Annotated in this window: 17 protein-coding genes; 15 read left to right on the plus strand and 2 right to left on the minus strand. The window is 69.2% G+C overall.

Going from position 1 to position 22,187, the window contains the following annotated elements:
- The first annotated feature begins 15 nt into the window (after positions 1 to 15).
- The 6 genes from priA (at position 16) to K0O62_RS14195 (ending at position 5,500) form a co-directional block, all read left to right on the plus strand.
- Complete coding sequence (gene priA, locus K0O62_RS14170) at positions 16 to 750, plus strand: bifunctional 1-(5-phosphoribosyl)-5-((5-phosphoribosylamino)methylideneamino)imidazole-4-carboxamide isomerase/phosphoribosylanthranilate isomerase PriA (protein WP_073854925.1); 735 nt, start codon at positions 16 to 18, stop codon at positions 748 to 750.
- Complete coding sequence (locus K0O62_RS14175) at positions 750 to 1,565, plus strand: inositol monophosphatase family protein (RefSeq protein WP_073854927.1); 816 nt, start codon at positions 750 to 752, stop codon at positions 1,563 to 1,565. Before priA ends, K0O62_RS14175 begins: the two co-directional genes overlap by 1 nt.
- Before the next feature lies 1 nt (position 1,566).
- Entirely contained in the window at positions 1,567 to 2,340 is a 774-nt protein-coding gene (gene hisF / locus K0O62_RS14180; protein WP_073854929.1) for an imidazole glycerol phosphate synthase subunit HisF, read from the plus strand.
- Between the two features lie 110 nt (positions 2,341 to 2,450).
- Positions 2,451 to 2,798: a phosphoribosyl-AMP cyclohydrolase gene (gene hisI, locus K0O62_RS14185; RefSeq protein ID WP_073854931.1), complete on the plus strand. Its 348-nt coding sequence runs from the start codon at positions 2,451 to 2,453 to the stop codon at positions 2,796 to 2,798.
- A 79-nt stretch (positions 2,799 to 2,877) separates the two neighbouring features.
- Positions 2,878 to 4,515 (plus strand): HsdM family class I SAM-dependent methyltransferase, encoded by a 1,638-nt coding sequence (locus K0O62_RS14190; RefSeq protein ID WP_073855304.1) that lies wholly within the window; start codon positions 2,878 to 2,880, stop codon positions 4,513 to 4,515.
- On the plus strand, positions 4,505 to 5,500 hold the full coding sequence (locus K0O62_RS14195; RefSeq protein WP_073854933.1) for a hypothetical protein: 996 nt from the start codon (positions 4,505 to 4,507) through the stop codon (positions 5,498 to 5,500). Before K0O62_RS14190 ends, K0O62_RS14195 begins: the two co-directional genes overlap by 11 nt.
- Here K0O62_RS14195 and K0O62_RS14200 read toward each other — a convergent pair.
- Positions 5,497 to 6,294, minus strand: a complete 798-nt coding sequence (locus K0O62_RS14200; protein WP_073854935.1) for an ABC transporter ATP-binding protein — start codon at positions 6,292 to 6,294, stop codon at positions 5,497 to 5,499. The two genes, K0O62_RS14195 and K0O62_RS14200, sit on opposite strands and share 4 nt — an antisense overlap.
- A complete protein-coding gene (locus tag K0O62_RS14205) occupies positions 6,291 to 6,761 on the minus strand; it encodes a peroxiredoxin (RefSeq protein WP_073854937.1) in 471 nt (156 codons plus the stop codon). Before K0O62_RS14205 ends, K0O62_RS14200 begins: the two co-directional genes overlap by 4 nt.
- A gap of 52 nt (positions 6,762 to 6,813) precedes the next feature.
- Here K0O62_RS14205 and K0O62_RS14210 point away from each other — a divergent pair, with 52 nt between their 5' ends.
- The 9 genes from K0O62_RS14210 (at position 6,814) to K0O62_RS14250 (ending at position 22,186) form a co-directional block, all read left to right on the plus strand.
- Positions 6,814 to 8,364, plus strand: a complete 1,551-nt coding sequence (locus K0O62_RS14210; RefSeq protein ID WP_073854939.1) for an anthranilate synthase component I — start codon at positions 6,814 to 6,816, stop codon at positions 8,362 to 8,364.
- Positions 8,361 to 8,996 (plus strand): TIGR02234 family membrane protein, encoded by a 636-nt coding sequence (locus tag K0O62_RS14215; protein ID WP_073854941.1) that lies wholly within the window; start codon positions 8,361 to 8,363, stop codon positions 8,994 to 8,996. The genes K0O62_RS14210 and K0O62_RS14215 overlap by 4 nt, the downstream gene beginning before the upstream one ends.
- 98 nt (positions 8,997 to 9,094) lie before the next feature.
- Positions 9,095 to 9,913: an indole-3-glycerol phosphate synthase TrpC gene (gene trpC / locus K0O62_RS14220; RefSeq protein WP_220045460.1), complete on the plus strand. Its 819-nt coding sequence runs from the start codon at positions 9,095 to 9,097 to the stop codon at positions 9,911 to 9,913.
- 38 nt (positions 9,914 to 9,951) lie between these two features.
- The gene (gene trpB, locus K0O62_RS14225) at positions 9,952 to 11,208 is read left to right on the plus strand and encodes a tryptophan synthase subunit beta (RefSeq protein ID WP_073854945.1); all 1,257 of its coding nucleotides are present in this window, start codon (positions 9,952 to 9,954) and stop codon (positions 11,206 to 11,208) included.
- The gene (trpA, locus tag K0O62_RS14230) at positions 11,205 to 12,011 is read left to right on the plus strand and encodes a tryptophan synthase subunit alpha (RefSeq protein ID WP_073854947.1); all 807 of its coding nucleotides are present in this window, start codon (positions 11,205 to 11,207) and stop codon (positions 12,009 to 12,011) included. The genes trpB and trpA overlap by 4 nt, the downstream gene beginning before the upstream one ends.
- Positions 12,008 to 13,891, plus strand: a complete 1,884-nt coding sequence (gene lgt, locus K0O62_RS14235; RefSeq protein WP_073854949.1) for a prolipoprotein diacylglyceryl transferase — start codon at positions 12,008 to 12,010, stop codon at positions 13,889 to 13,891. Before trpA ends, lgt begins: the two co-directional genes overlap by 4 nt.
- Positions 13,892 to 14,103: 212 nt before the next feature.
- The gene (locus K0O62_RS14240; protein ID WP_073854951.1) at positions 14,104 to 15,537 is read left to right on the plus strand and encodes a nitrate/nitrite transporter; all 1,434 of its coding nucleotides are present in this window, start codon (positions 14,104 to 14,106) and stop codon (positions 15,535 to 15,537) included.
- A 133-nt stretch (positions 15,538 to 15,670) separates the two neighbouring features.
- The gene (locus tag K0O62_RS14245) at positions 15,671 to 19,654 is read left to right on the plus strand and encodes a bifunctional nitrate reductase/sulfite reductase flavoprotein subunit alpha (protein ID WP_073854953.1); all 3,984 of its coding nucleotides are present in this window, start codon (positions 15,671 to 15,673) and stop codon (positions 19,652 to 19,654) included.
- A 33-nt stretch (positions 19,655 to 19,687) separates the two neighbouring features.
- Entirely contained in the window at positions 19,688 to 22,186 is a 2,499-nt protein-coding gene (locus K0O62_RS14250) for an excinuclease ABC subunit UvrA (RefSeq protein WP_073854955.1), read from the plus strand.
- Position 22,187: the final 1 nt, after the last annotated feature.

Raw genomic sequence — 22,187 nt, forward strand, 5'->3', positions numbered from 1 at the left:
GTAAGGTAATCGCACGTGTCTCTGATTCTTCTTCCCGCAGTCGATGTCGTCGAGGGCCGCGCCGTGCGCCTGGTTCAGGGTGTGGCAGGCAGTGAAACCGAGTACGGCTCGGCACTGGATGCGGCCCTGGGCTGGCAGCGCGACGGCGCCGAATGGATCCATCTGGTCGACCTGGATGCGGCGTTCGGCCGTGGCTCCAACCGCGAACTGCTCGCCGAGGTGGTCGGGCAGCTCGACGTCGCGGTGGAACTGTCCGGCGGTATCCGCGACGACGAGTCGCTGCGGGCCGCGCTGGCCACCGGCTGCCGGAGGGTGAACCTCGGAACCGCGGCGCTGGAGAACCCGCAGTGGTGTGCCGCGGCGATCGCCGAGCACGGCGACAAGGTGGCCGTCGGCCTGGACGTGAAGCTGGAGAACGGGGACTACCGCCTGCGTGGACGCGGCTGGGAGACCGACGGTGGCGACCTGTGGCCGGTGCTCGATCGGCTTGTCGGCGAAGGCTGTTCACGCTTCGTGGTCACCGATGTGAGCAAGGACGGCACGCTCAACGGCCCGAACCTGGAACTGCTCGGCGCGGTCACCGATCGCACCGACGCCCCGGTGATCGCCTCCGGCGGGGTGTCCAGCCTGGACGACCTGCGCGCCATCGCCACGCTGACCGAGCGCGGCGTCGAGGGAGCGATCGTCGGTAAGGCGCTCTACGCCGGGCGTTTCACGCTGCCCGAGGCGCTCAGCGCGGTCGCCGGCTGATGATCGAGCCCGGGAAGCTCGCGGCGCTGCTGGCGACCGCCGCAGATGTCCTCGACGACGCGTCGGGTCCCTTCGTCGCCGGGCACCGGGCCGACTCCGCAGTCCGCAAGCAGGGCAACGACTTCGCCACCGAAGTGGACCTCGCCATCGAACGTCAGGTGGTGGCCGCGCTCACCGAGCGGACCGGTATCGGTGTGCACGGTGAGGAATTCGGGGGTGCCCCCATCGATTCCGAACTGGTCTGGGTGCTCGACCCGATCGACGGCACCTTCAACTATGCGGCCGGCTCGCCGATGGCGGCGATCCTGCTCGGGCTGCTGGCCGACGGTAAGCCGGTCGGCGGGCTGACCTGGCTGCCGTTCACCGGTAACCGCTACATCGCGGCCGTCGGCGGCCCGGTGCGCGACAACGGGACCGAGTTGCCGGCGCTCAAGCACACCACCACGCTCGCGGATTCGATCATCGGAATCCAGACGTTCAACATCGACTCGCGCGGACGCTTCCCGGGCCGCTACCGGGCCGAGGTGCTGGCCAATCTGAGCCGGGTGTCCTCCCGCATCCGCATGCACGGTGCCACCGGTGTCGACCTGGCGTATGTCGCGGCCGGGATCCTCGGTGGCGCGATCAGTTTCGGCCACCACATCTGGGATCACGCCGCGGGCGTGACGCTGGTGCGCGCCGCCGGTGGCATCGTCACCGACCTGTCCGGTGCCGACTGGACCCCGGAATCGAAATCGGCGCTGGCGGCCGCTCCCGGCATCCACGAGCAGATACTCGAATTGGTGGCCGCCGCCGGTTCCCCGGAGGATTACTGACATGGGTGTAGCGGTTCGGGTCATCCCGTGCCTGGACGTCGATGACGGCCGGGTGGTCAAGGGTGTCAACTTCGAGAATCTCAGGGACGCCGGCGACCCTGTCGAACTGGCGGCCGCCTATGACGCCGCGGGCGCCGACGAGTTGACCTTCCTGGATGTCACCGCCTCGTCGTCGGGTCGCAGCACCATGCTCGACGTGGTGCGCCGCACCGCCGAGCAGGTGTTCATCCCGTTGACGGTCGGCGGCGGGGTGCGTTCGGTCGCCGATGTGGACGTCCTGTTGCGGGCCGGCGCCGACAAGGTCTCGGTCAACACCGCGGCGATCGCCCGTCCGGAACTGCTCGCCGAGCTGTCGCGTCAGTTCGGCTCGCAGTGCATCGTGTTGAGTGTGGATGCCCGCACGGTGCCCGAGGGATCCGCCCCGACCCCGTCGGGCTGGGAGGTCACCACCCACGGCGGGCGCCGCGGCACCGGCATCGACGCGGTCGAATGGGCCCGCCGCGGAGCCGAACTCGGGGTGGGGGAGATCCTGCTGAACTCGATGGACGCCGACGGCACCAAGGCCGGTTTCGACCTACCGATGCTGCACGCGGTGCGCGAGGCGGTGACGGTGCCGGTGATCGCCAGCGGCGGCGCGGGCGCGGTGGGCGACTTCGCCCCCGCGGTGAAGGCCGGAGCCGATGCGGTGCTCGCCGCCAGCGTGTTCCACTTCGGTGAGCTCACGATCGGTGAGGTGAAGGCCGCCATGGCTGCCGAGGGGATCGAGGTCCGATGAGCGCAGCGAAGAGGGCGAATCCAGGTGAGGTCCGATGAGCGCAGCGAAGAGGGCGAATCCAGGTGAGGTCCGATGAGCGCAGCGAAGAGGGCGAATCCAGGTGAGGTCCGATGAGCCTCGATCCCGCGATCGCTTCGCGCCTCAAGCGCAACGAGGCCGGCCTGTTCACCGCGGTGGTACAGGAACACGGCACCGGTGACGTGCTGATGGTCGCCTGGATGGACGACGACGCGCTGGCCCGCACCCTGGAAACCCGTGAGGCGACCTACTTCTCGCGGTCCCGGGGTGAACAGTGGATCAAGGGCGCCACCTCCGGGCACACCCAGCACGTGCATTCGGTGCGCCTGGACTGCGACGGCGACTGTGTGCTGCTGGTGGTCGATCAGGTCGGCGGGGCCTGCCACACCGGCGATCACACCTGCTTCGACGCCGATCTGCTGCTGCCGGCCGACGACTGAGCACGTACCCGTTCCTCGTCGCTTCGCTCGCCCCGGCGATGCGGTGCCGGGACTTGTCGGTACCGTCGGCCACAATGACCTGGTGAAGAACGACGACCGGGCGCCCGACACCGCCGCGGCCCGCAAGGCGCGCGGCGCGTTCTTCACCCCACCGCAGATCACCCGGTACCTGGCCGACTGGGCGATCCGCAGCAGTGCGGACGCGGTCCTCGAGCCGTCCGCCGGCGATGCCGCCTTCCTGGTCGCGGCCACCGAACGGCTGCGCGAACTCGGGGCCGAGGCGCCCGCCCTCGACGGGGTGGAGATCCACCCGGCCAGCGCCGCCACGGCGCGGCGCCGGGTCGCCCAGGCCGGCGGCAAGGCCCGGATCCGCACCGCGGACTTCTTCGACATCACCCCCGAACCCGGCTACACCGCGGTGCTGGGCAACCCGCCCTACATCCGCTACCAGGAATTCCGCGGTAAGCAGCGGGCGCAGTCCCGGCGGGCGGCGCTGCACGCCGGGGTCACCCTGTCCGCGCTGGCCTCCAGCTGGGCGGCCTTCACCGTGCACGCCGCGCTGTTCCTGCGCCCCGGCGGCCGGATGGCGCTGGTGCTGCCGGCCGAGCTGCTCAGCGTCAACTACGCCGCGGCGGTACGCAAATTCCTGTTCGACCGGTTCGCCAGCGTCGAATTGGTGATGTTCGACGAGCAGGTGTTCCCCGGGGCCGAGGCCGATGTGGTGCTGCTGCTGGCCGACGGATTCGGCGCCGGGCCGTCCGGGCATGCCGTCATCCACCGTGCCCGCAACGCCGAGTCGCTGACTTCCGAACTGGTGCAACGTCATTGGTCGCCGGTCGATCCCTCGGACAAATGGGTGAGCGGGCTGATCGGCAGCCGCGCGGTCGACGAGTTGCAGACCCTGCATGACGGCGGCCGGTTCAGCACCCTGGAGCACTGGGGTGACACCACCTTGGGCATGGTGACCGGCAACAACGGCTTCTTCGCGTTGTCCCCGGCCCGGGTGTCCGAACTCGGGTTGCGCTCCGCGGATCTGCTGACGCTGTCCCCACCCGGCAGCGGGCACCTTCGCGGGCTGACCCTGTCGCCGGGGCAGTTGGCGAGCCTCGGCGCCGACGGGAAGTCGGTGCACCTGTTCCGGCCCACCGGGCGACTGTCGGCGGCCGCGCAGCGCTACGTCGAGGCGGGCCACGCCGCCGGGGTGCATCTGGCCTACAAATGCCGGGTCCGCACCCCCTGGTATCTGGTGCCATTGGTCGCACCGGCCGACCTGCTGCTCACCTGTATGAACGCCGACACGCCACGGCTGGTCACCAACCGGGCCGGGGCGCATCACCTGAACTCGGTGCACGGGGTGTACCTGCGCTCGGAGTTCGCCACCCTGGGCCGGGACCTGTTGCCGTTGGCCGCACTGAACTCGGTGACCCTGCTGCACGCCGAGATGGTCGGCCGCGCCTACGGCGGCGGGGTGCTCAAGATCGAACCGCGCGAAGCGGATCGCTGGCTGGTGCCCAGCCCGGAACTGATCGCCGAACGGGCGGACGAACTGCGGGCCGTGCGGCGCACCGTGGCCGCGCTGCTGGGCAAGGGCCGGTTGCTGGATGCGGTCGACGCCGTCGACGACGCACTGGCCCTGAACGCCGATCTGGAATCGGTTCAGGCGGCGCGTCATTCACTGGCCTCCAGAAGGGCGGTAAGGTCTCGGCGTGCCCGCTGAGCCCTCGACGAAAGCCACCGCGTGGGCCATCTTCGACCGGATCGTCGCCGACGCCGCGCCCGGCGGGATTCATACCAACCCCTGGGTGAAGATCGGCGACACCCCGACCTTCCAGCCCGACTTCCGGGTGCTGCGCAAGCTGCTGGGGGTGCCGCTGTACCTGGACGCACCCTCGACCACCGGTGTACCGGCGCTGGCCCTGGACGTGTGGATGTCCTACGAACTGCGCCGGGCGGGATTCGACGCCGATGCGGTGTGGCCGCGCCCCACCGATCCGCGGATCATGCCCAGCGCCATCGCCGCCCTGCTCGAGGCGCTCCCGCAGAAGGAGCGCCTGCTCATCGAGCAGCGGTTGCGCCGGTCGATGAAGGGGGTCGCCGGTTCCAGCGCCAGCGTGCTCGGCAAGCACTACATGAAGCAGGTCGACGTGGTCATGTCGGACTGGGACACCGGGCCCGAATTGCTGATCAGCACCAAACGGATGGACTCCAGCTTCGGCAAGAACGCCGCCAACCGGGTCGAGGAAAGCTACGGCGACGCCAAGAATCTGCGACTGAGGCATCCGATGGCCGCGCTCGGCTTCGTCTACGGGCTGCGCTCGACGATCCTGTCCTCGGAGCCCGACAAGGCCGAGTGGCTGATCGACCTGCTCGGCAAGCTCGGCACCGAGGACGACGCCTACCACGCCGTGGCACTGGTGATGATCGACTATGACGCCGACCTCACCGAGGCCGCCGGCGAGGAAGTCGACAGCGTCGAAAAGGCGGAACCCGACACACTTTTCGAGATCGTCGATGTCGCCACCGCCGCAGTCGACGCGGCGCTGGCCGCCCTGCCGGACATCGCCATCCGGCATGACGTGGTGCCGCCGCAGCTACAGCCGGCCCGATTCCTGGAGATCATGGTCAACCGGGTCATCGAGACCACACCGGTCACCCGGCACCGCGAGGCCCGGCGCCGGCGCAACAGCGCACCCGAGGGTTAGATCACCCGCGAGCTGGCTTTTGCCCGGGCGCTCCACCGACCGTCGGAGAACCCCACCGTCACCGGGTGCCGGAACGCCTCGGTGACGTTCTCGGTGGTCACCGTCGTGCGCGCGTCACCGGCGGCCACCGTGCGGCCCTCACCGATCAGCAGCGCATGCGTGGTGCTGGTGGGCAGTTCCTCCAGGTGGTGCGTCACCAGGACCGACGCCATCTCCGGATGCGTAACATCCAGCGTGTCAATGGTTTCCAGCAACTGCTCGCGGGCGGCCACGTCCAGTCCGGTGCTGGGCTCGTCGAGCAGCAGCAGCTTGGGCTCGGCGATCAGCGCCCGGGCGATCAACGCCCGGCCCCGCTCGCCGTGCGACAGCGTCGGCCACACCGCGTCCGCGCGCGCCGAGAGCCCGACGGTGTCGACCAACTCGTCGGCCCGGCGGCGCTGTTCGGGGCTGGGCGTCCAGTGCGCCGCGGTGTCGACGGTGGCGGTGAACCCGGTCAGCACCACCTCCCGGACCGTCAGCGGGTACTGCAACCGGTGCCGGGGATTGACGTGCCCGATGGAACGGCGCAGCACCGTCAGGTCGGTGCGCCCCATCTGCGCGCCCAGGATGCGCACCGTGCCGCTGCTGGGAAACGTCACGGCCGCACAGAACCCCAGCAGGGTGCTCTTTCCGGCACCGTTGGGTCCGAGCAGCGCCCAATGCTCCCCGGCCTGCACCGTCAGTGAGATGCCGTCGATGATCTGCTTGCCGTCGCGACGGAAGGTGACGTCGCAGATCTCCAGTACCGGTGTCACCGGGCGCGGGCCCGCAGCACCTCGAGCGCCTTGTCGGCATGGGTGTCCATGCTGAACTCGCTGGAGATCACCTCGAGCACGGTGCGGTCGGTGTCGATCACGAACGTCGTCCGCTTCACCGGCATGAACTTCCCGAGCAGTCCGCGCTTGACCCCGAACGCGGTGGCCACGGCGCCGTCGGCATCCGAGAGCAGCGGGTAGTCGAAGCCCTGCTGGTCGGCGAACTTGGCCTGCTTGTCCACCGCGTCGGTGCTGATCCCCACCCGGGATGCGCCCACGGCGGCGAACTCGGCGGCCAGATCGCGGAAGTGACAGGCCTCCTTGGTGCAGCCGGGCGTCATGGCCGCGGGATAGAAGAACAGCACCACCGGACCGTCGGCGAGCAACGCGGTCAGGCTGCGGCGGGTGCCGGTCTGATCGGGCAGTTCGAACTCGGCAGCCCGGTCACCGGTCTTGATGAGCGTCACGGCTGCATACGCTACGCCGAGCGACTGACGGCCGTCTGGGAAGATTGACCCCGTGCAACCACCTTCGCCGTCCGCCACGCTGGCCGTCACCACGACTCGTGAGGTCTTTCGGGAGCTCGCCGCCGGGCATCGGGTGGTCCCGGTGACCCGTAAGGTGCTCGCCGACAGCGAGACACCGCTGTCGGCGTACCGCAAGCTGGCCGCCAACCGCCCCGGCACCTTTCTGCTGGAGTCCGCGGAGAACGGCCGGTCCTGGTCGCGGTGGTCGTTCATCGGGGCCGGCGCGCCGTCGGCGCTGACCGTCCGCGACGGCCAAGCGGTGTGGCTGGGCAGCACCCCCCAGGACGCGCCGTCCGGCGGTGACCCGCTCGGCGCGCTGCGCAGCACCCTGGATCTGCTGGCCACCGCCGCGCTGCCCGGACTTCCGCCGCTGTCCTCGGGGCTGGTCGGGTTCTTCGCCTACGACATGGTGCGCCGGCTGGAGCGTCTTCCCGAACTCGCCGTCGACGACCTGGGCCTGCCGGACATGCTGTTGCTGCTGGCCACCGATATCGCCGCCGTGGACCATCACGAGGGCACCATCACCCTGATCGCGAACGCGGTGAACTGGAACGGCACCGACGAGCGGGTGGACGAGGCCTACGACGACGCGGTGGCCCGGCTCGACGTGATGACCGCCGCGCTCAGCGAGGCGCTACCGTCGGCGGTGGCCACCTTCAGCCGTCCGCAGCCGCAGTTCCGGGCGCAACGCACCGTCGAGGAATACAGCGCGATCGTGGACAAGCTGGTCGGCGACATCGAAGCCGGTGAGGCGTTCCAGGTGGTGCCGTCGCAGCGCTTCGAGGTGAGCACGTCGGCCGACCCGCTGGACGTCTACCGGATGCTGCGGGCCACCAACCCGAGCCCGTACATGTATCTGCTCAACGTCCCGGACGGCGACGGCGGACTCGACTTCTCCGTCGTCGGTTCCAGTCCCGAGGCATTGGTCACGGTGAAGGACGGCAAGGCCACCACCCATCCGATCGCGGGGACCCGTTGGCGCGGGGACACCGAGGAGGAGGACCTGCTCCTGGAGAAGGAGCTGCTGGCCGACGAGAAGGAACGCGCCGAGCATCTGATGCTCGTCGACCTCGGCCGCAACGATCTCGGCCGGGTCTGCGAGCCGGGCACCGTGCGGGTGGAGGACTACAGCCACATCGAGCGCTACAGCCACGTCATGCACCTGGTCTCCACGGTGACCGGCCACCTGGCCGGCGACAAGACCGCGCTGGACGCCGTCACGGCCTGCTTCCCGGCCGGCACGCTGTCCGGGGCGCCCAAGGTCCGCGCCATGGAACTCATCGAAGAGGTCGAACTGACCCGGCGCGGCCTCTACGGCGGCGTGCTGGGCTACCTGGACTTCGCGGGCAACGCCGACTTCGCCATCGCCATCCGGACGGCGCTGCTGCGCGACGGCACCGCCTACGTCCAGGCCGGCGGGGGAGTCGTGGCCGATTCCAAGGGGCCCTACGAGTACAACGAGTCCGCCAACAAGGCCAAGGCCGTGCTGAGCGCGATCGCGGCCGCCGAGACGCTCACCCAACCGCAGTCCCCGACGCCATGATCAGGATCGCGCAGGCCCTCCTGGTTGTCGGTGCACTGGCGCTGTGGCTGGCCTCGCGCCTGCCGTGGGTGGAGGTCAGCACGTTCGACGGCCTCGGGCAGCCCAAGACCTCGACGCTGTCTGGTGCGGAGTGGTCCACGGCGCTGGTCCCGCTCGCGCTGGTGCTGCTGGCCGCCGCGGTCGCCGCGCTGGCGGTACGCGGCGCGCTGCTGCGGGCGGTGGCCGTCCTGGTGGCGGTGACCGGGGCCGGGATCGCCTATCTGGGCATCAGCCAGTGGGTGTTGCACGATGTGGCGGTCCGCGGCGCGAACCTCGCCGAGGTGCCGGTCTCGGCGCTGGTGGGCTCCCAACGCTTCTACTGGGGCGCCGGCATCGCGGTGGTGGCGGCGGTGATTGCGCTGGTCGCGGCCGGTTTACTGATGCGCGCGGCGGCGACGGCGCGGCCCGGCGCCACCCGCTACGCCAACCCGGCGGCCCGCCGTGACGCGGTGCGGTCCGAGACGGCCGACGGCGCGAGCGCCGATGACATGACCGAGCGGATGATGTGGGATGCGCTGGACGAAGGCAGCGATCCCACCAGTGAGCCGGGCCCGCCGGAACCGGGCACCGATCCGGACAAGAAGGGTCGGTGACGGATGGTGTGGCGCAGCCGACTAACCTCATGACATCAAGCGGGGTCGATGTGGACCCTTCCGGGGGGAACCCGGCCGACGGTAAAGGACGATGGCCAATGAGTTCGGCAACCGTGCTCGACTCCATCATCGAGGGAGTCCGCGCCGACGTTGCCACCCGTGAAGCTGCCGTGAGCTTCGCCGATATCAAGCAGCGGGCCAAGGATGCACGGCCACCACTTGACGTGTTGGCCGCACTCCGAGCGCCCGGCATCGTTGTGATCGCCGAAGTCAAGCGTGCCAGCCCGTCACGAGGTGAGCTGGCGTCGATTGCAGATCCGGCAGAGCTGGCGCGCGCCTACGAGGACGGCGGCGCGCGCGTCATCAGCGTGCTGACCGAGGAACGCCGTTTCCACGGCTCGCTCGACGACCTGGACAATGTGCGTGCCGCGGTGTCGATCCCGGTGCTGCGCAAGGATTTCATCGTCGGGCCGTACCAGATCCACGAGGCCCGTGCGCACGGTGCGGACATGCTGCTGCTGATCGTGGCGGCGCTGGAGCAGAAGGCCCTGGAGTCGATGCTCGACCGCACCGAATCCCTCGGGATGACTGCACTGGTGGAGGTGCACACCGAGGAGGAGGCCGACCGGGCGCTGCAGGCCGGGGCCACCGTCATCGGCGTGAACGCCCGTGACCTCAAGACCCTCGAGGTGGACCGCGACTGCTTTGCGCGGATCGCACCGGGGCTGCCGTCGAACGTGATCCGGGTCGCCGAGTCCGGCGTCCGGGGCACCGCCGATCTGCTCGCCTACGCCGGCGCCGGCGCCGATGCGGTGCTCGTCGGGGAGGGCCTGGTCACCAGCGGTGACCCGCGCAGCGCCGTGTCCGATCTGGTCACCGCCGGGGCCCACCCGTCGTGCCCGAAACCCGCCCGCTGATCCTCACCGATGAGCTCGCACGAAAAGAACCTGTAGAAATGGGCGATATCGCCGGCCCCGAGCTGCCGCAGACCAGCGCCGCACTCGCCGAACCCACCAGCCACGACCCGGACACCAAGGGGCATTTCGGGCCCTACGGCGGACGGTTGGTCCCCGAGGCCCTGATGGCGGTCATCGAGGAGGTCACCGCGGCCTACGAGAAGGCTCGCAGCGATCAGACCTTCCTCGACGAACTGGATCGATTGCAGCGCCACTACAGCGGGCGCCCGTCCCCGCTGTACGAAGCGGAGCGCCTGTCCGCCCACGTCGGTGGTGCGCGGATCTTCCTGAAGCGAGAAGACCTCAACCACACCGGCTCCCACAAGATCAACAACGTGCTGGGGCAGGCGCTGCTGGCCCGGCAGATGGGCAAGACCCGGGTCATCGCCGAGACCGGCGCCGGCCAGCACGGGGTGGCCACCGCGACCGCGTGCGCGCTGCTCGGGCTGGAGTGCGTCATCTACATGGGGGCCGTGGACACCGCACGCCAAGCGCTCAACGTGGCCCGGATGCGGTTGCTCGGCGCCACGGTGGTCTCCGTGGAGTCCGGATCGAAGACCCTCAAGGACGCCATCAACGAGACGTTCCGTGACTGGGTGGCCAACGCCGACAACACCTTCTACTGCTTCGGGACAGCGGCCGGACCGCATCCCTTCCCGCTGATGGTTCGCGATTTCCAGCGCATCATCGGCCTGGAGACCCGGGTGCAGATCCGCGAGCAGGCCGGCCGGCTGCCGGACGCCGTGGTCGCATGCGTCGGCGGCGGATCCAACGCGATCGGCATCTTCCACGCCTTCATCGATGACCCCGCGGTCCGGCTGGTCGGGTTCGAGGCGGCCGGCGACGGCGTCGAGACCGGACGGCACGCCGCGACGTTCACCGGCGGGTCGCCGGGGGCGTTCCAGGGGTCGTTCTCCTACCTGCTGCAGGACGAGGACGGCCAGACGCTCGAATCCCATTCCATCTCAGCCGGTCTGGACTACCCGGGCGTCGGCCCCGAGCACGCGCTGCTCAAGGACGCCGGACGCGCCGAGTACCGGCCGATCACCGACACCGAAGCGATGGACGCGTTCCTGCTGCTGTGCCGCACCGAAGGCATCATCCCGGCCATCGAGTCGGCGCACGCGGTGGCCGGGGGTGTGAAGCTGGCCGCCGAACTCGGCGCCGGGGCGATCATCGTGGTCAACCTGTCCGGCCGCGGCGACAAGGACGTGGAGACCGCTGGAAAGTGGTTCGGAATCATGGAGGACGCGTGAGCGGGGCCAGCGGACCGAGTCGCCTCTCGGCGGTCTTCGACAGCTGCCGGGCCGAGGGCCGCTCGGCACTCATCGGTTATCTGCCGACCGGTTATCCCGATGTCGAGACCTCGATCTCGGCGATGACGGCGATGGTCGAGTCCGGCGCCGACATCATCGAGGTGGGCATCGCCTACTCCGATCCCGGAATGGACGGCCCCACCATCGCCCGCGCCACCGAGGCGGCGCTGGCCGGCGGCGTGCGCGTGCATGACGCGCTGCGCGCGGTCGAGGCGATCAGCAACGCCGGCGGGCACGCTGTGGTGATGAGCTACTGGAACCCGGTGCTGCGCAAGGGCGTCGACACGTTCGCGCGCGACCTGGCCGCTGCCGGCGGCCTCGGGCTCATCACCCCCGATCTGATCCCCGACGAGGCCGACGAGTGGCTGGAGGTCTCCGACCGGCACAACCTCGACCGGATCTTCCTGGTGGCCCCGTCATCGACCCCGGAACGGCTCGCCATGACGGTGCGCGCATCCCGCGGGTTCGTCTACGCCGCATCGACGATGGGTGTGACCGGCGCCCGTGACGCGGTGTCCAATGCCGCGCCGGAGCTGGTGGCCCGGGTCAAGGAGGTCTCCGACATCCCGGTCGGAGTCGGCCTGGGCGTCCGCTCGCGTGAGCAGGCTGCCGAGATCGGCGCCTACGCCGACGGGGTGATCGTCGGATCCGCTCTGGTGTCCGCGCTCGACGAGGGGTTGCCCGCCCTGCGATCCCTGACCGCCGAACTGGCCGAAGGCGTTCGGCAGGCGGTACGCGCATGACGGTGACGACCCTGGCCTACATCCCGAGCCCCGCTCAGGGTGTCTGGTACCTCGGCCCCGTCCCGCTCCGCGCCTACGCCCTGTGCATCATCGTCGGCATCGTCGCCGCGCTCGTCATCGGTGACCGTCGCTGGGAGGCCCGCGGCGGCGAGCGTGGCGTGATCTACGACATCGCCTTGTGGGCGGTGCCGTTCGGTCTGGTCGGTGGCCGGCTCTATCACGTCCTGACCGACTGGCCGACCTACTTCGGGGCGGGTGGCGCCGGGCTCGGTGCGGCATTCCGGATCTGGGACGGCGGTCTCGGAATCTGGGGTGCGGTGGCGCTCGGTGCCGTCGGTGCGTGGATCGCCTGCAGGCGGCGCGGTATTCCGCTGCCCGCGTTCGGTGATGCGATTGCACCGGGAATCATCCTGGCGCAGGCGATCGGTCGGCTCGGCAACTACTTCAACCAGGAACTCTACGGGCGCGCCACAGATCTGCCGTGGGGCCTGGAGATCTACGAGCGGGTCGATGCCGCCGGATTCCGGGACACCCTCAACGGGGTGTCCACCGGGAAGCTGGTGGCCGTCGTGCACCCGACGTTCCTGTACGAACTGCTGTGGAATCTGCTGATTTTCGCGCTGCTGATCTGGGCGGACCGGCGCTTCAAGCTCGGCCACGGCAGGGTGTTCGCGCTGTACGTGGCCGGGTACTGCCTGGGCCGGTTCTGGATCGAGTTGATGCGCAGCGATACCGCGACGCTGATCGCCGGGATCCGGGTCAACTCGTTCACCGCGACATTCGTGTTCATCGCCGCCGTCGTCTACATCATGGCGGCGCCCAAGGGTCGTGAGGATCCGGCGAGCTTGCGGGGCAACGCCCCGGCCGATCGGGATGCCGCGGCCGAGGAACCAGCCACCGAGGTGATCGCGGCGGGCGCGATGACCGGTGTCGTCGCAGCGGCCACGGCCGCGGGTGCGGACGAGGCGGGTGCGGACGAGGCGGGTGCGGACGAGGACGAAGGCACCGCCGCTTCCCAGGAGCCCGACCTCGCCGTCGTGGACGCCGCCGAAGAGGCCGATGAGGTCGAAGAGGGCGTCGCTACCGAAGTGCTCGTGGTGGCCGAGGCCGACCAGGAGGCCGACGGGTCGGCGGAAGCAGAGCTGGCCGACGAACTCGACGCCGAGGAGGAGGCCGCAGCCGAAGAGTCTGAGGCCGAGAAGTCGGTGGCGGAAGCCGAGGGCGAAGCCGAAGCGGAAGCGCTTGAGTCCGAAGCCGATATCGAGGCCGAGGCCGAAGCAGAAGCGGAGCTGGCCGACGCGCTCGACGCCGAAGAGGAAGCCGCTACCGAAGAATCGGCGGCTGAAGCCGAGGCCGAGGTGGAAGCCGAAGCGCTTGAGTCCGAAGCCGATATCGAGGCCGAGGCCGAAGCCGAAGAGCTCGAGGGCCAAGCCGACGAGGACGCCGACTCGGAGACCGAAGCCGAAGCCGAAACCGAGGTGGCCGAAGCGGAAGCCACCGACGAAGCCGAACTCGAAGAGGCCGAGGCTGAAGCAGAAGCCGAAGAACTCGAGTCCGAAGCCGATTTGGCCGAAGACGCTGAGCAGGACACCCCGGCAGTCGACGAGTCCACGGGTGAAGCGGAGGCTGTCGAATCTGTCGTCTCCGATGAGGCCGAGGCCGAAGAGATCGTCGCCGAGGTGCTCGAATCGGTCGATGCTGCCACCGCCGAAGCCGAAGACGTCGACGGCGATGAAGTCGAGGCCGAAGACGTCGAAGCCGAATCCGGTTCGGCCACTGAAGAGTCCGAGCCACCGGCCGCTCCGCAAGCGCCTGCTGCCACCCCCGCTGCTGCTGGTAAGACTTCTCGTCGCCCGCGGTGGTTGCGGCGGAAGGGCTGACCGGCCACGCATTTCCACCGGCAGGTCACGGCCGCGCCAGGATTTGTTTCGGTGATATTTCCGCGGTGAGTCCACCGTGAGTACCGCTGCGCACCACCGCCCCCGGCGGCGTCGTGAGTTGGTGTTGACAAACACGACACCGCGGGGCAACGGATGCGGCATCGCCGGCACATAGCTTTCCTCTCAACCGTTTCCGCTGCTGGGAGGACCTCGTGCTCAAGACAAGCCGCAACCGAGACATCGTGCACTGGGATGCCGAAGATGTCGACGCCTGGGAGGGCACCGACGGCCGGACCCCCGGCAAGGACATCGCGAAACGCAATCTGATCTGGTCGATCTTCGCCGAGCACGTGGGCTTCTCGGTGTGGTCCATCTGGTCGGTGATGGTGCTGTTCATGCCGCAGGACGTGTACGGCATCGACGCTGCCGGCAAGTTCTACCTGGTGGCCATGCCCACCCTGGTCGGCGCCTTCATGCGTATCCCGTACACCATCGCGCCCGCCCGATTCGGTGGCCGCAACTGGACGGTCGTCAGCGCACTGCTGCTGCTGATCCCGCTGGCGATGACGCTGTGGGTGATGGCCCAGCCGGGCACCTCCTACACCACCTTCATGGTCGTCGCGGCGTTCGCCGGCCTGGGCGGCGGCAACTTCGCCTCCTCGATGGCCAATATCAACGCCTTCTACCCGCAGCGACTCAAGGGCTGGGCGCTGGGCCTCAACGCCGGCGGCGGCAACATCGGCGTGCCCTTCATCCAGTTGATCGGCCTGCTGGTGATCGCCACCGTCAGCAACACCGCCCCCTACCTGGTGTGCGCGATCTATCTGGTGCTGGTCGGCCTGGCCGCGGTCGGGGCCGCGCTGTTCATGGACAACCTCGGCAACCAGCGTTCGAATCTGAGTGCCATGGCAGAAGCATTGCGCTACAAGGATTCCTGGGTGATGAGCTTCCTCTACATCGGGACCTTCGGCTCGTTCATCGGGTTCTCGTTCGCATTCGGTCAGGTGCTGCAGATCAACTTCCTGGCCGGCGGTGACACCCCCGCCCAAGCCTCGCTGCACGCCGCGCAGATCGCATTCCTGGGTCCGCTGCTGGGCTCGATCTCGCGTCCATTCGGCGGCAAGCTGGCCGACCGCATCGGCGGCGGGAAGATCACCCTGTACGTCTTCGTGGCGATGATCTTCGCCGCGGGCATCCTGGTGGCCGCCGGCGTGCTGGACGACTCGATGGCGGGGGCACCGACCGGGGCCCAGATGATCGCCTACGTGGCCGGATTCATCCTGCTGTTCATCCTGTCCGGTCTGGGCAACGGCTCGACCTACAAGATGATCCCGTCGATCTTCGAGGCCAAGGCGCAGGGCCACGACGAGTGGAGCAAGGACGAGAAGGCCGCCTGGTCGCGCAGCATGTCCGGCGCACTGATCGGCTTCGCCGGGGCGATCGGCGCACTGGGCGGCGTATTCATTAACATCGTGCTGCGGATGTCCTACGTCAGCGACGCGAAGTCGGCCACCAACGCGTTCTGGGTGTTCCTCGGCTTCTACGTGGTCTGCGCGTTCGTCACCTGGTTCGTCTTCCTGCGGATGGGCGCGGCCCGCCAGAGCCCCGCGGACGGCCGGCTGCCCGAATCCGCCGTCACCGCTTGACCTGCAATTTTCATCCGGACGAGCTGCCCTTGCAGCGAGCTCACCGAGGGGCGGGGCTCGCTGTGAGGTGCAGTTTTCGTCGCGCTAACGTCGCCTCAAAGGAACCGGAACAGTGCCCGCTGACGATGGTGACATGACGGCACCCGGCACCACCCGCACCGCGTGCTCCTATTGCGGAGTGGGCTGCGGCGTGGAGGTGAGCACCGCCCCGGATCCGGGCACCGGGCTGCCCGTCATCGCGAAGGTCAGCGGAGACAAGCTGCACCCCGCCAACTTCGGCCGGCTGTGCACCAAGGGGGCCACCCACGCCGAGTTGATGGCCGCGACCGACAACCGGCTGACCACCGCACTGGTCCGCGGAACCCGGGGTGGACAACCCACACCGATGCCGGTGGACGAGGCGGTCGCCGAAGCGGGCCGGCGGCTACGCGCCATTCTCGACACCCACGGCCCCGACGCCGTCGCGCTGTACGTGTCCGGGCAGATGTCGCTGGAGGCCCAGTACCTGGCCACCAAACTGGCCAAGGGCTACCTGCGCACCGTGCACATCGAGTCGAACTCCCGGCTGTGCATGGCCAGCGCCGGCACCGGATACAAGCAATCCCTGGGCGCCGACGGCCCGCCCGGCTCCTACACCGACTTCGAGTCCGCCGACCTGTTCCTCGTCATCGGCGCGAACATGGCGGATTGCCATCCGATCCTGTTCCTGCGGATGGCCGACCGGCTCAAGGCGGGCGCCAAGCTCATCGTGGTGGACCCGCGGCGCACCGCCACCGCCGACCGGGCCGACCTGTACCTGGCGATCACGCCCGGCACCGATCTGGCGCTGCTCAACGGGCTGCTGTACCTGCTGGTCGAAAATGGGGACATCGACCAGGATTTCATCGCCGAGCACACCGAGGGCTGGGACACCATGCCGGCGTTTCTGGCCGACTATCCGCCGGACCGGGTCGCCGAGATCACCGGGATCCCGGCGGCCGACATCCGTGCCGCGGCCGCGATGATCGCCGCAGCGGGGGAGTGGATGACCTGCTGGACGATGGGCCTGAACCAGAGCACGCACGGCACCTGGAACACCAACGCCATCTGCAATCTGCACCTGGCCACCGGCGCCATCTGCCGCCCCGGCAGCGGCCCCATGTCTCTGACCGGTCAGCCCAACGCCATGGGCGGGCGTGAAATGGGCTACATGGGGCCCGGATTGCCCGGCCAGCGCGTCGTGCTCTCGGCTGAGGACCGGGCCTTCTGCGAGGAGCAGTGGGGGCTGGAGCCGGGCACCATCCGCCCCGATGTCGGACCCGGCACGGTGGCGATGTTCGAGCAGGCCGCCGCCGGTCAGATCAAGGCGTGCTGGGTCATCTGCACCAATCCGGTTGCCAGCGTGCCCAATCGGGACACCGTTATCCGTGGGCTGGAGACCGCCGAGCTGGTGATCACCCAGGACGCCTACCGCGACACCGCCACCAACCGCTACGCCGACATCATGCTGCCCGCCGCCCTGTGGGCCGAAACCGACGCGGTGATGATCAACTCGGAGCGCAATCTGACGCTGCTGCCGCAGTCGGTGCCACCGGCCGGTGAGGCCAGAGCGGACTGGGAGCTGATCTGCGGTGTGGCCGAATACCTGGGTTTCGGAGATGATTTCGCCTACAAGTCCAGCGCGCAGATCTTCGACGAGATCCGCCGGTTCGCCAACCCGCGCACCGGATACGACCTGCGCGGCGCCAGCTACGAGCGGTTGCGCGAGACGCCGCTGCAATGGCCCTGCCCGCCCGGGGACGATCATGATCGCCATCCCATCCGGTACCTCAACGACGGGGTTTCCCAGACGTTGCACGTCGACGAGCACGGGCATCGGCCCCGGCTGGCGTTCGCCACCCCGTCGCGGCGCGCCAGGTTTTTCGCCCGGCCGCACATGGACGCCCGCGAACTTCCCGACGACGAGTACCCGATGGTGCTGAACACCGGGCGCCTGCAGCACCAGTGGCACACCATGACCAAGACCGGACAGGTGGCCAAGCTCAACAAGCTCAACGGCGCGCCCTTCGTCGAGATCCACCCCGAAGACGCTGCGGTGCTGGGGATCACCGGACGGCATCGGGTCGAGCTCACCTCCCGGCGCGGCCGGGCCGTGCTGCCGGTCCTCATCACCGATCGGGTGCAGCCCGGCAACGTGTGGGCACCGTTCCACTGGAACGACGAGCACGGTGAGCACCTCACGGTCAACGCGCTGACCAATGACGCCGTCGACGCCGATTCGCTGCAGCCCGAGCTGAAGGTCTGCGCGGTCCGGCTGCGCCCCGTCGCAACCGAGCGGCCCGACCCGCTCGGACTGGCCGGCACGGCACCGGAATTCAGCCAGGACGAACGGTGCTATCTGGCCGGCTTCTTCACCGGCCTGGATGCCCACCCCGTCGGGGTACCGGTGCTGCCGCCGACGGCTCCGGTGCGGGCGCAGGTCCGGCTGTGGGTCGACGGTCTGCTCGCCGGAACCTACTCGCGGGCCACCGGCGAGACCGGTGTCGAACCCGACGACGAAACCGGACCGATGGTGTTGTGGGCATCCCAGACCGGCAACGCCGAGGAGTTCGCCGCCCGACTGGCCGGACGGCTGCCCGGCGCCCGCCTGGTCACCATGAACGAGGCCGCCCTCGAGGACGTCGCGGCCGCCGAACAGGTGGTGTTCGTCACCAGTACATTCGGTGACGGCGGACCGCCGGACAACGGCGCTGAGTTCTGGGAGCGCCTCGCATCCCCGGACGCGCCGGCCCTGCACGGAGTGCGCTACGCAGTGCTGGGCATCGGCGACAAGGCCTACGACAACTTCTGCGGGCACGCCAAATCCCTGGATGCCCGGTTGACCGACCTCGGCGCCAGCCGGACCCTGCAGCGCGTCGACTGCGAGATCTACGACGAGGTGCCGATGGCGGCCTGGGCCGAGCAGCTGGTCGCCGATCTGGGCTGCAGCGATACCCGGGGCACATCGGCTCCCGCGGTTCCGGCGCCGCTGAACCGAAACGCCCCGGTGCTCGCCCCGCTGTGCCGCAACACCCGGCTCACCCCGTTGTCGGCACGGAAAGAGGTGCGACAGTTCGGCTTCGACATCTCCGAACACGTCGCCGAGCGCGGTGTGGGCTATTCCGTCGGCGACTCGCTCGGCGTGTTCGTCACCAACGCGCAAGAGTCGGTGACGGCCTGGCTGGCCGCGACCGGACTCTCCGGCAACGAGGTCATCGAGGTCGACGGCGCCGACACCGATCTGCGCAGTGCGCTGACCTCGTCCTACGACATCTGCCGGATCACCCCCAACCTGTTGGGCTTCGTCGCCGAGAACTGCCGGGAGGCCAGGCAACTACGCAAGCGCCGGGACAGCCTCGACGGCTGGTTGGAGGGCCGAAACGGGCTCGACATCGTCGAGGAGTTCGCCCTGCGGGCCGACCCGGTCCAATGGCAGGACGCGCTGGTCCGACTGACTCCGCGGCAGTACTCGATCAGTTCCAGTCCGCTGGTCAGCCCCAACGAGATACATCTGACCGTGTCGGTGGTGCGCTACCGCAGCGCGCGGGGCGCCATCCGGGGCGGGGTGGCGTCCACCCACCTGGCCGACCGGGCCGCGTCGGTGCCGGTGTTCGTGCAGCGCTCGCCCAATTTCCGGCCGCCCGCCGAATCGTCGACCCCGATGATCATGGTCGGCCCGGGCACCGGGATCGCCCCCTTCCGCGGCTTCCTGCAGGAACGGCGCGCCCTCGGACACACGGGCCGCAATTGGCTGTTCTTCGGCGACCAGCACCGCGCCGAGAACTTCTACTACCGCGAAGAACTGGAGCAGTGGGTGGCCGATGGGCTGCTCAACCACCTCGACCTGGCGTTCTCCCGTGACCAGGCCAACCGGATCTATGTGCAGCACAAGATGCTTGACGCCGGCGCCGAACTGTGGCGCTGGATGGAGGACGGCGCGCATGTCTACGTCTGCGGTGACGCCACCCGGATGGCCCGCGACGTCGACGACACGCTGACGAAGATCATCCGCACGTACGGGTCGATGTCCGCCGAGGCCGCCCACGACTACAAGAAGGAACTCGTCGCGACGAAACGGTACGTCCGCGACGTGTACTGAGCCTCCCCGCCGGCCGCCACGCACAATGGAACGGTGAGCGACGAACCAGACACCTACGTCCGGGTGTACGCCTCCCGCGTGCACAATCTGCGTGGCGTGGACGTCGCCGCCCCACGCGACGCGTTCGTGGTGTTCACCGGCGTATCCGGATCGGGCAAGTCCTCGCTGGCATTCGGCACCATCTACGCCGAGGCACAGCGACGCTACTTCGAATCCGTGGCGCCGTATGCCCGCCGGTTGCTGCTGCCCAACGACGCGCCCAAGGTCGACGACATCACCGGTCTACCGCCCGCGGTGGCGTTGCAGCAGCGACGCGGGGCCACCAGCAGCCGGTCCACCGTCGGGACCGTCACCACCCTGTCCAACCTGCTGCGGATGCTGATGTCGCGGGCCGGGACCTATCCGCCCGGCGCCACCGAACGCCTGGACTCCGATGCGTTCTCCTCGAACACCGTCGTCGGCGCATGCCCGGACTGCCACGGCCTGGGCCGTATCCACCGGGTCACCGAACAGACCTTGGTGCACGACCCGACGCTGACCATCCGCGAGGGCGCGGTCTCGGCCTGGCCGGGCGCCTGGCAGGGCCAGAACCTGCGCGACATCCTCATCACACTCGGCTACGACATCGACAAACCGTGGCGCAAACTGCCCAAGCGCCAACGTGATTGGATCCTGTTCACCGACGAGCAGCCCACCGTCGAGATCGACCCGAGCCGGCATCCGGTCACTGCGGAGTACTACTACAACGGCACCTTCTCCAGCGCCGAACGCCACATCCGGCACACCTTGGCGAACTCGCAGAGCGCGATGATGCGACGCCGTGCCCTGCAGTACGTGGACAGCATCGACTGCCCGGCGTGCGGCGGCGCCGGCCTGCGGCCCGAGGCACTCGCGGTGACCTTCGCCGGCCACAACATCGCCGAACTGGTGGCGCTGCCACTACAGATGCTCGCCGATGTACTCGAACCCGCCGCCACCAGAACCGAATTCGACGCCGCCTACGAGTCCACCGAATCCGGCGAGCACACCGAGGTGGCCACCATGATCGCCGCCGATCTGGTGGCCCGGATCGCGGTGCTGGTCGACCTCGGGCTGGGCTACCTGAGCCTGAATCGGCGCACCCCGTCGGTGTCGCCCGGTGAACTGCAACGCCTGCGGCTGGCCAGCCAGCTGCGCGCCGGGCTGTTCGGCGTGCTCTACGTCCTCGACGAGCCGTCGGCGGGTCTGCACCCGGCCGACGCCGAGACCCTGCTCGAGGTGCTGGACCGGCTGCGGCGCGCCGGGAACTCACTGTTCGTCGTCGAACACGATATGGACGTGGTGCGCCGCGCGGACTGGATCGTCGACGTCGGCCCCGGTGCCGGGGAGCAGGGCGGTGACGTGCTCTACAGCGGCCCGGTGGCCGGGCTGGCCGACGTCGAGCGCTCGATCACCCGGCGCTACCTGTTCGATGCCCGGCCGACGTCGAGAACCACGACCCGGACGCCGACAGGCACGCTGAGCCTGCGCGGCATCGCCTTCCACAACCTGCGCGGTGTCGACGTGGACATCCCGTTGGGCACGTTCGTCGCGGTCACCGGGGTGTCCGGCTCGGGCAAGTCGACGCTGGTCTGCAAGGTGCTCGGCGACGTGATCGCCCGCGAACTGGGCATCTCCGAGCCGGTCGAGGACAGCGGCGACGGTGACACCGAACTACTCGACATCGACCAGGACGCCAGTATCGGGGTGCGCGTGGACGGGGCCGAGGTGATCGACCGACTGGTCACCGTGGACCAGAAGCCCATCGGACGGACACCGCGGTCCAACCTGGCGACCTATACCGGGCTGTTCGACGCGGTGCGAAAAGCGTTCGCCGACACCGAGGAAGCCCGTCGGCGCGGCTGGAGCGCCGGGCGGTTCTCGTTCAACGTGGCCGCCGGCCGGTGCGACACGTGCCAGGGCGAGGGTTTCGTCGCGGTGGAGCTGCTGTTCCTGCCCGGTACCTATGCCAGGTGCCCGGCGTGCGGCGGCGCCCGCTATTCGGACGAGACACTGGAGGTCACCTACCGGGACCGCACCATCGCCGACGTGCTGGCCATGACCGTGGACGAGGCCGGCGAGTTCCTGGCCGATCTACCCAGCGCGGCAAGGAGTCTGGCCACCCTGCGCGACGTCGGGCTGGGGTATCTGCGGCTCGGGCAACCGGCCACCGAACTGTCCGGCGGCGAGGCGCAACGCATCAAACTGGCCACCGAACTGCAGCGCGCCAAGCGCGGGCACACGGTGTATGTGCTCGACGAGCCCACCACCGGCCTGCACCCCGCCGACGTGGAGCTGTTGGAGGCCCAGCTACACCGCCTGGTCGACGCCGGGAACACCGTCGTGGTGGCCGAACACGATATGTCCGTGGTGGCCGGGGCCGACCACGTCATCGACCTGGGCCCAGGGGGTGGGGACGCGGGTGGCACGGTGGTGGTGGCGGGCACCCCACGGCGGGTGGCCGCGCACAAGACCAGCCGCACCGCACCGTATCTGGCCGCGGCCCTGACCTGAG

The organism is Mycolicibacterium diernhoferi (assembly GCF_019456655.1).
Lineage (GTDB): Bacteria > Actinomycetota > Actinomycetes > Mycobacteriales > Mycobacteriaceae > Mycobacterium > Mycobacterium diernhoferi.

Bases quoted from the DNA above. Each gene is read 5' to 3' on its own strand.
- trpB (WP_073854945.1), top strand. From the start codon at position 9,952: ATGGGCGATATCGCCGGCCCCGAGCTGCCGCAGACCAGCGCCGCACTC.
- hisI (WP_073854931.1), top strand. From the start codon at position 2,451: ATGAGCCTCGATCCCGCGATCGCTTCGCGCCTCAAGCGCAACGAGGCC.
- K0O62_RS14245 (WP_073854953.1), top strand. From the start codon at position 15,671: ATGACGGCACCCGGCACCACCCGCACCGCGTGCTCCTATTGCGGAGTG.
- K0O62_RS14215 (WP_073854941.1), top strand. From the start codon at position 8,361: ATGATCAGGATCGCGCAGGCCCTCCTGGTTGTCGGTGCACTGGCGCTG.
- K0O62_RS14175 (WP_073854927.1), top strand. From the start codon at position 750: ATGATCGAGCCCGGGAAGCTCGCGGCGCTGCTGGCGACCGCCGCAGAT.
- lgt (WP_073854949.1), top strand. From the start codon at position 12,008: ATGACGGTGACGACCCTGGCCTACATCCCGAGCCCCGCTCAGGGTGTC.
- hisF (WP_073854929.1), top strand. From the start codon at position 1,567: ATGGGTGTAGCGGTTCGGGTCATCCCGTGCCTGGACGTCGATGACGGC.
- trpC (WP_220045460.1), top strand. From the start codon at position 9,095: ATGAGTTCGGCAACCGTGCTCGACTCCATCATCGAGGGAGTCCGCGCC.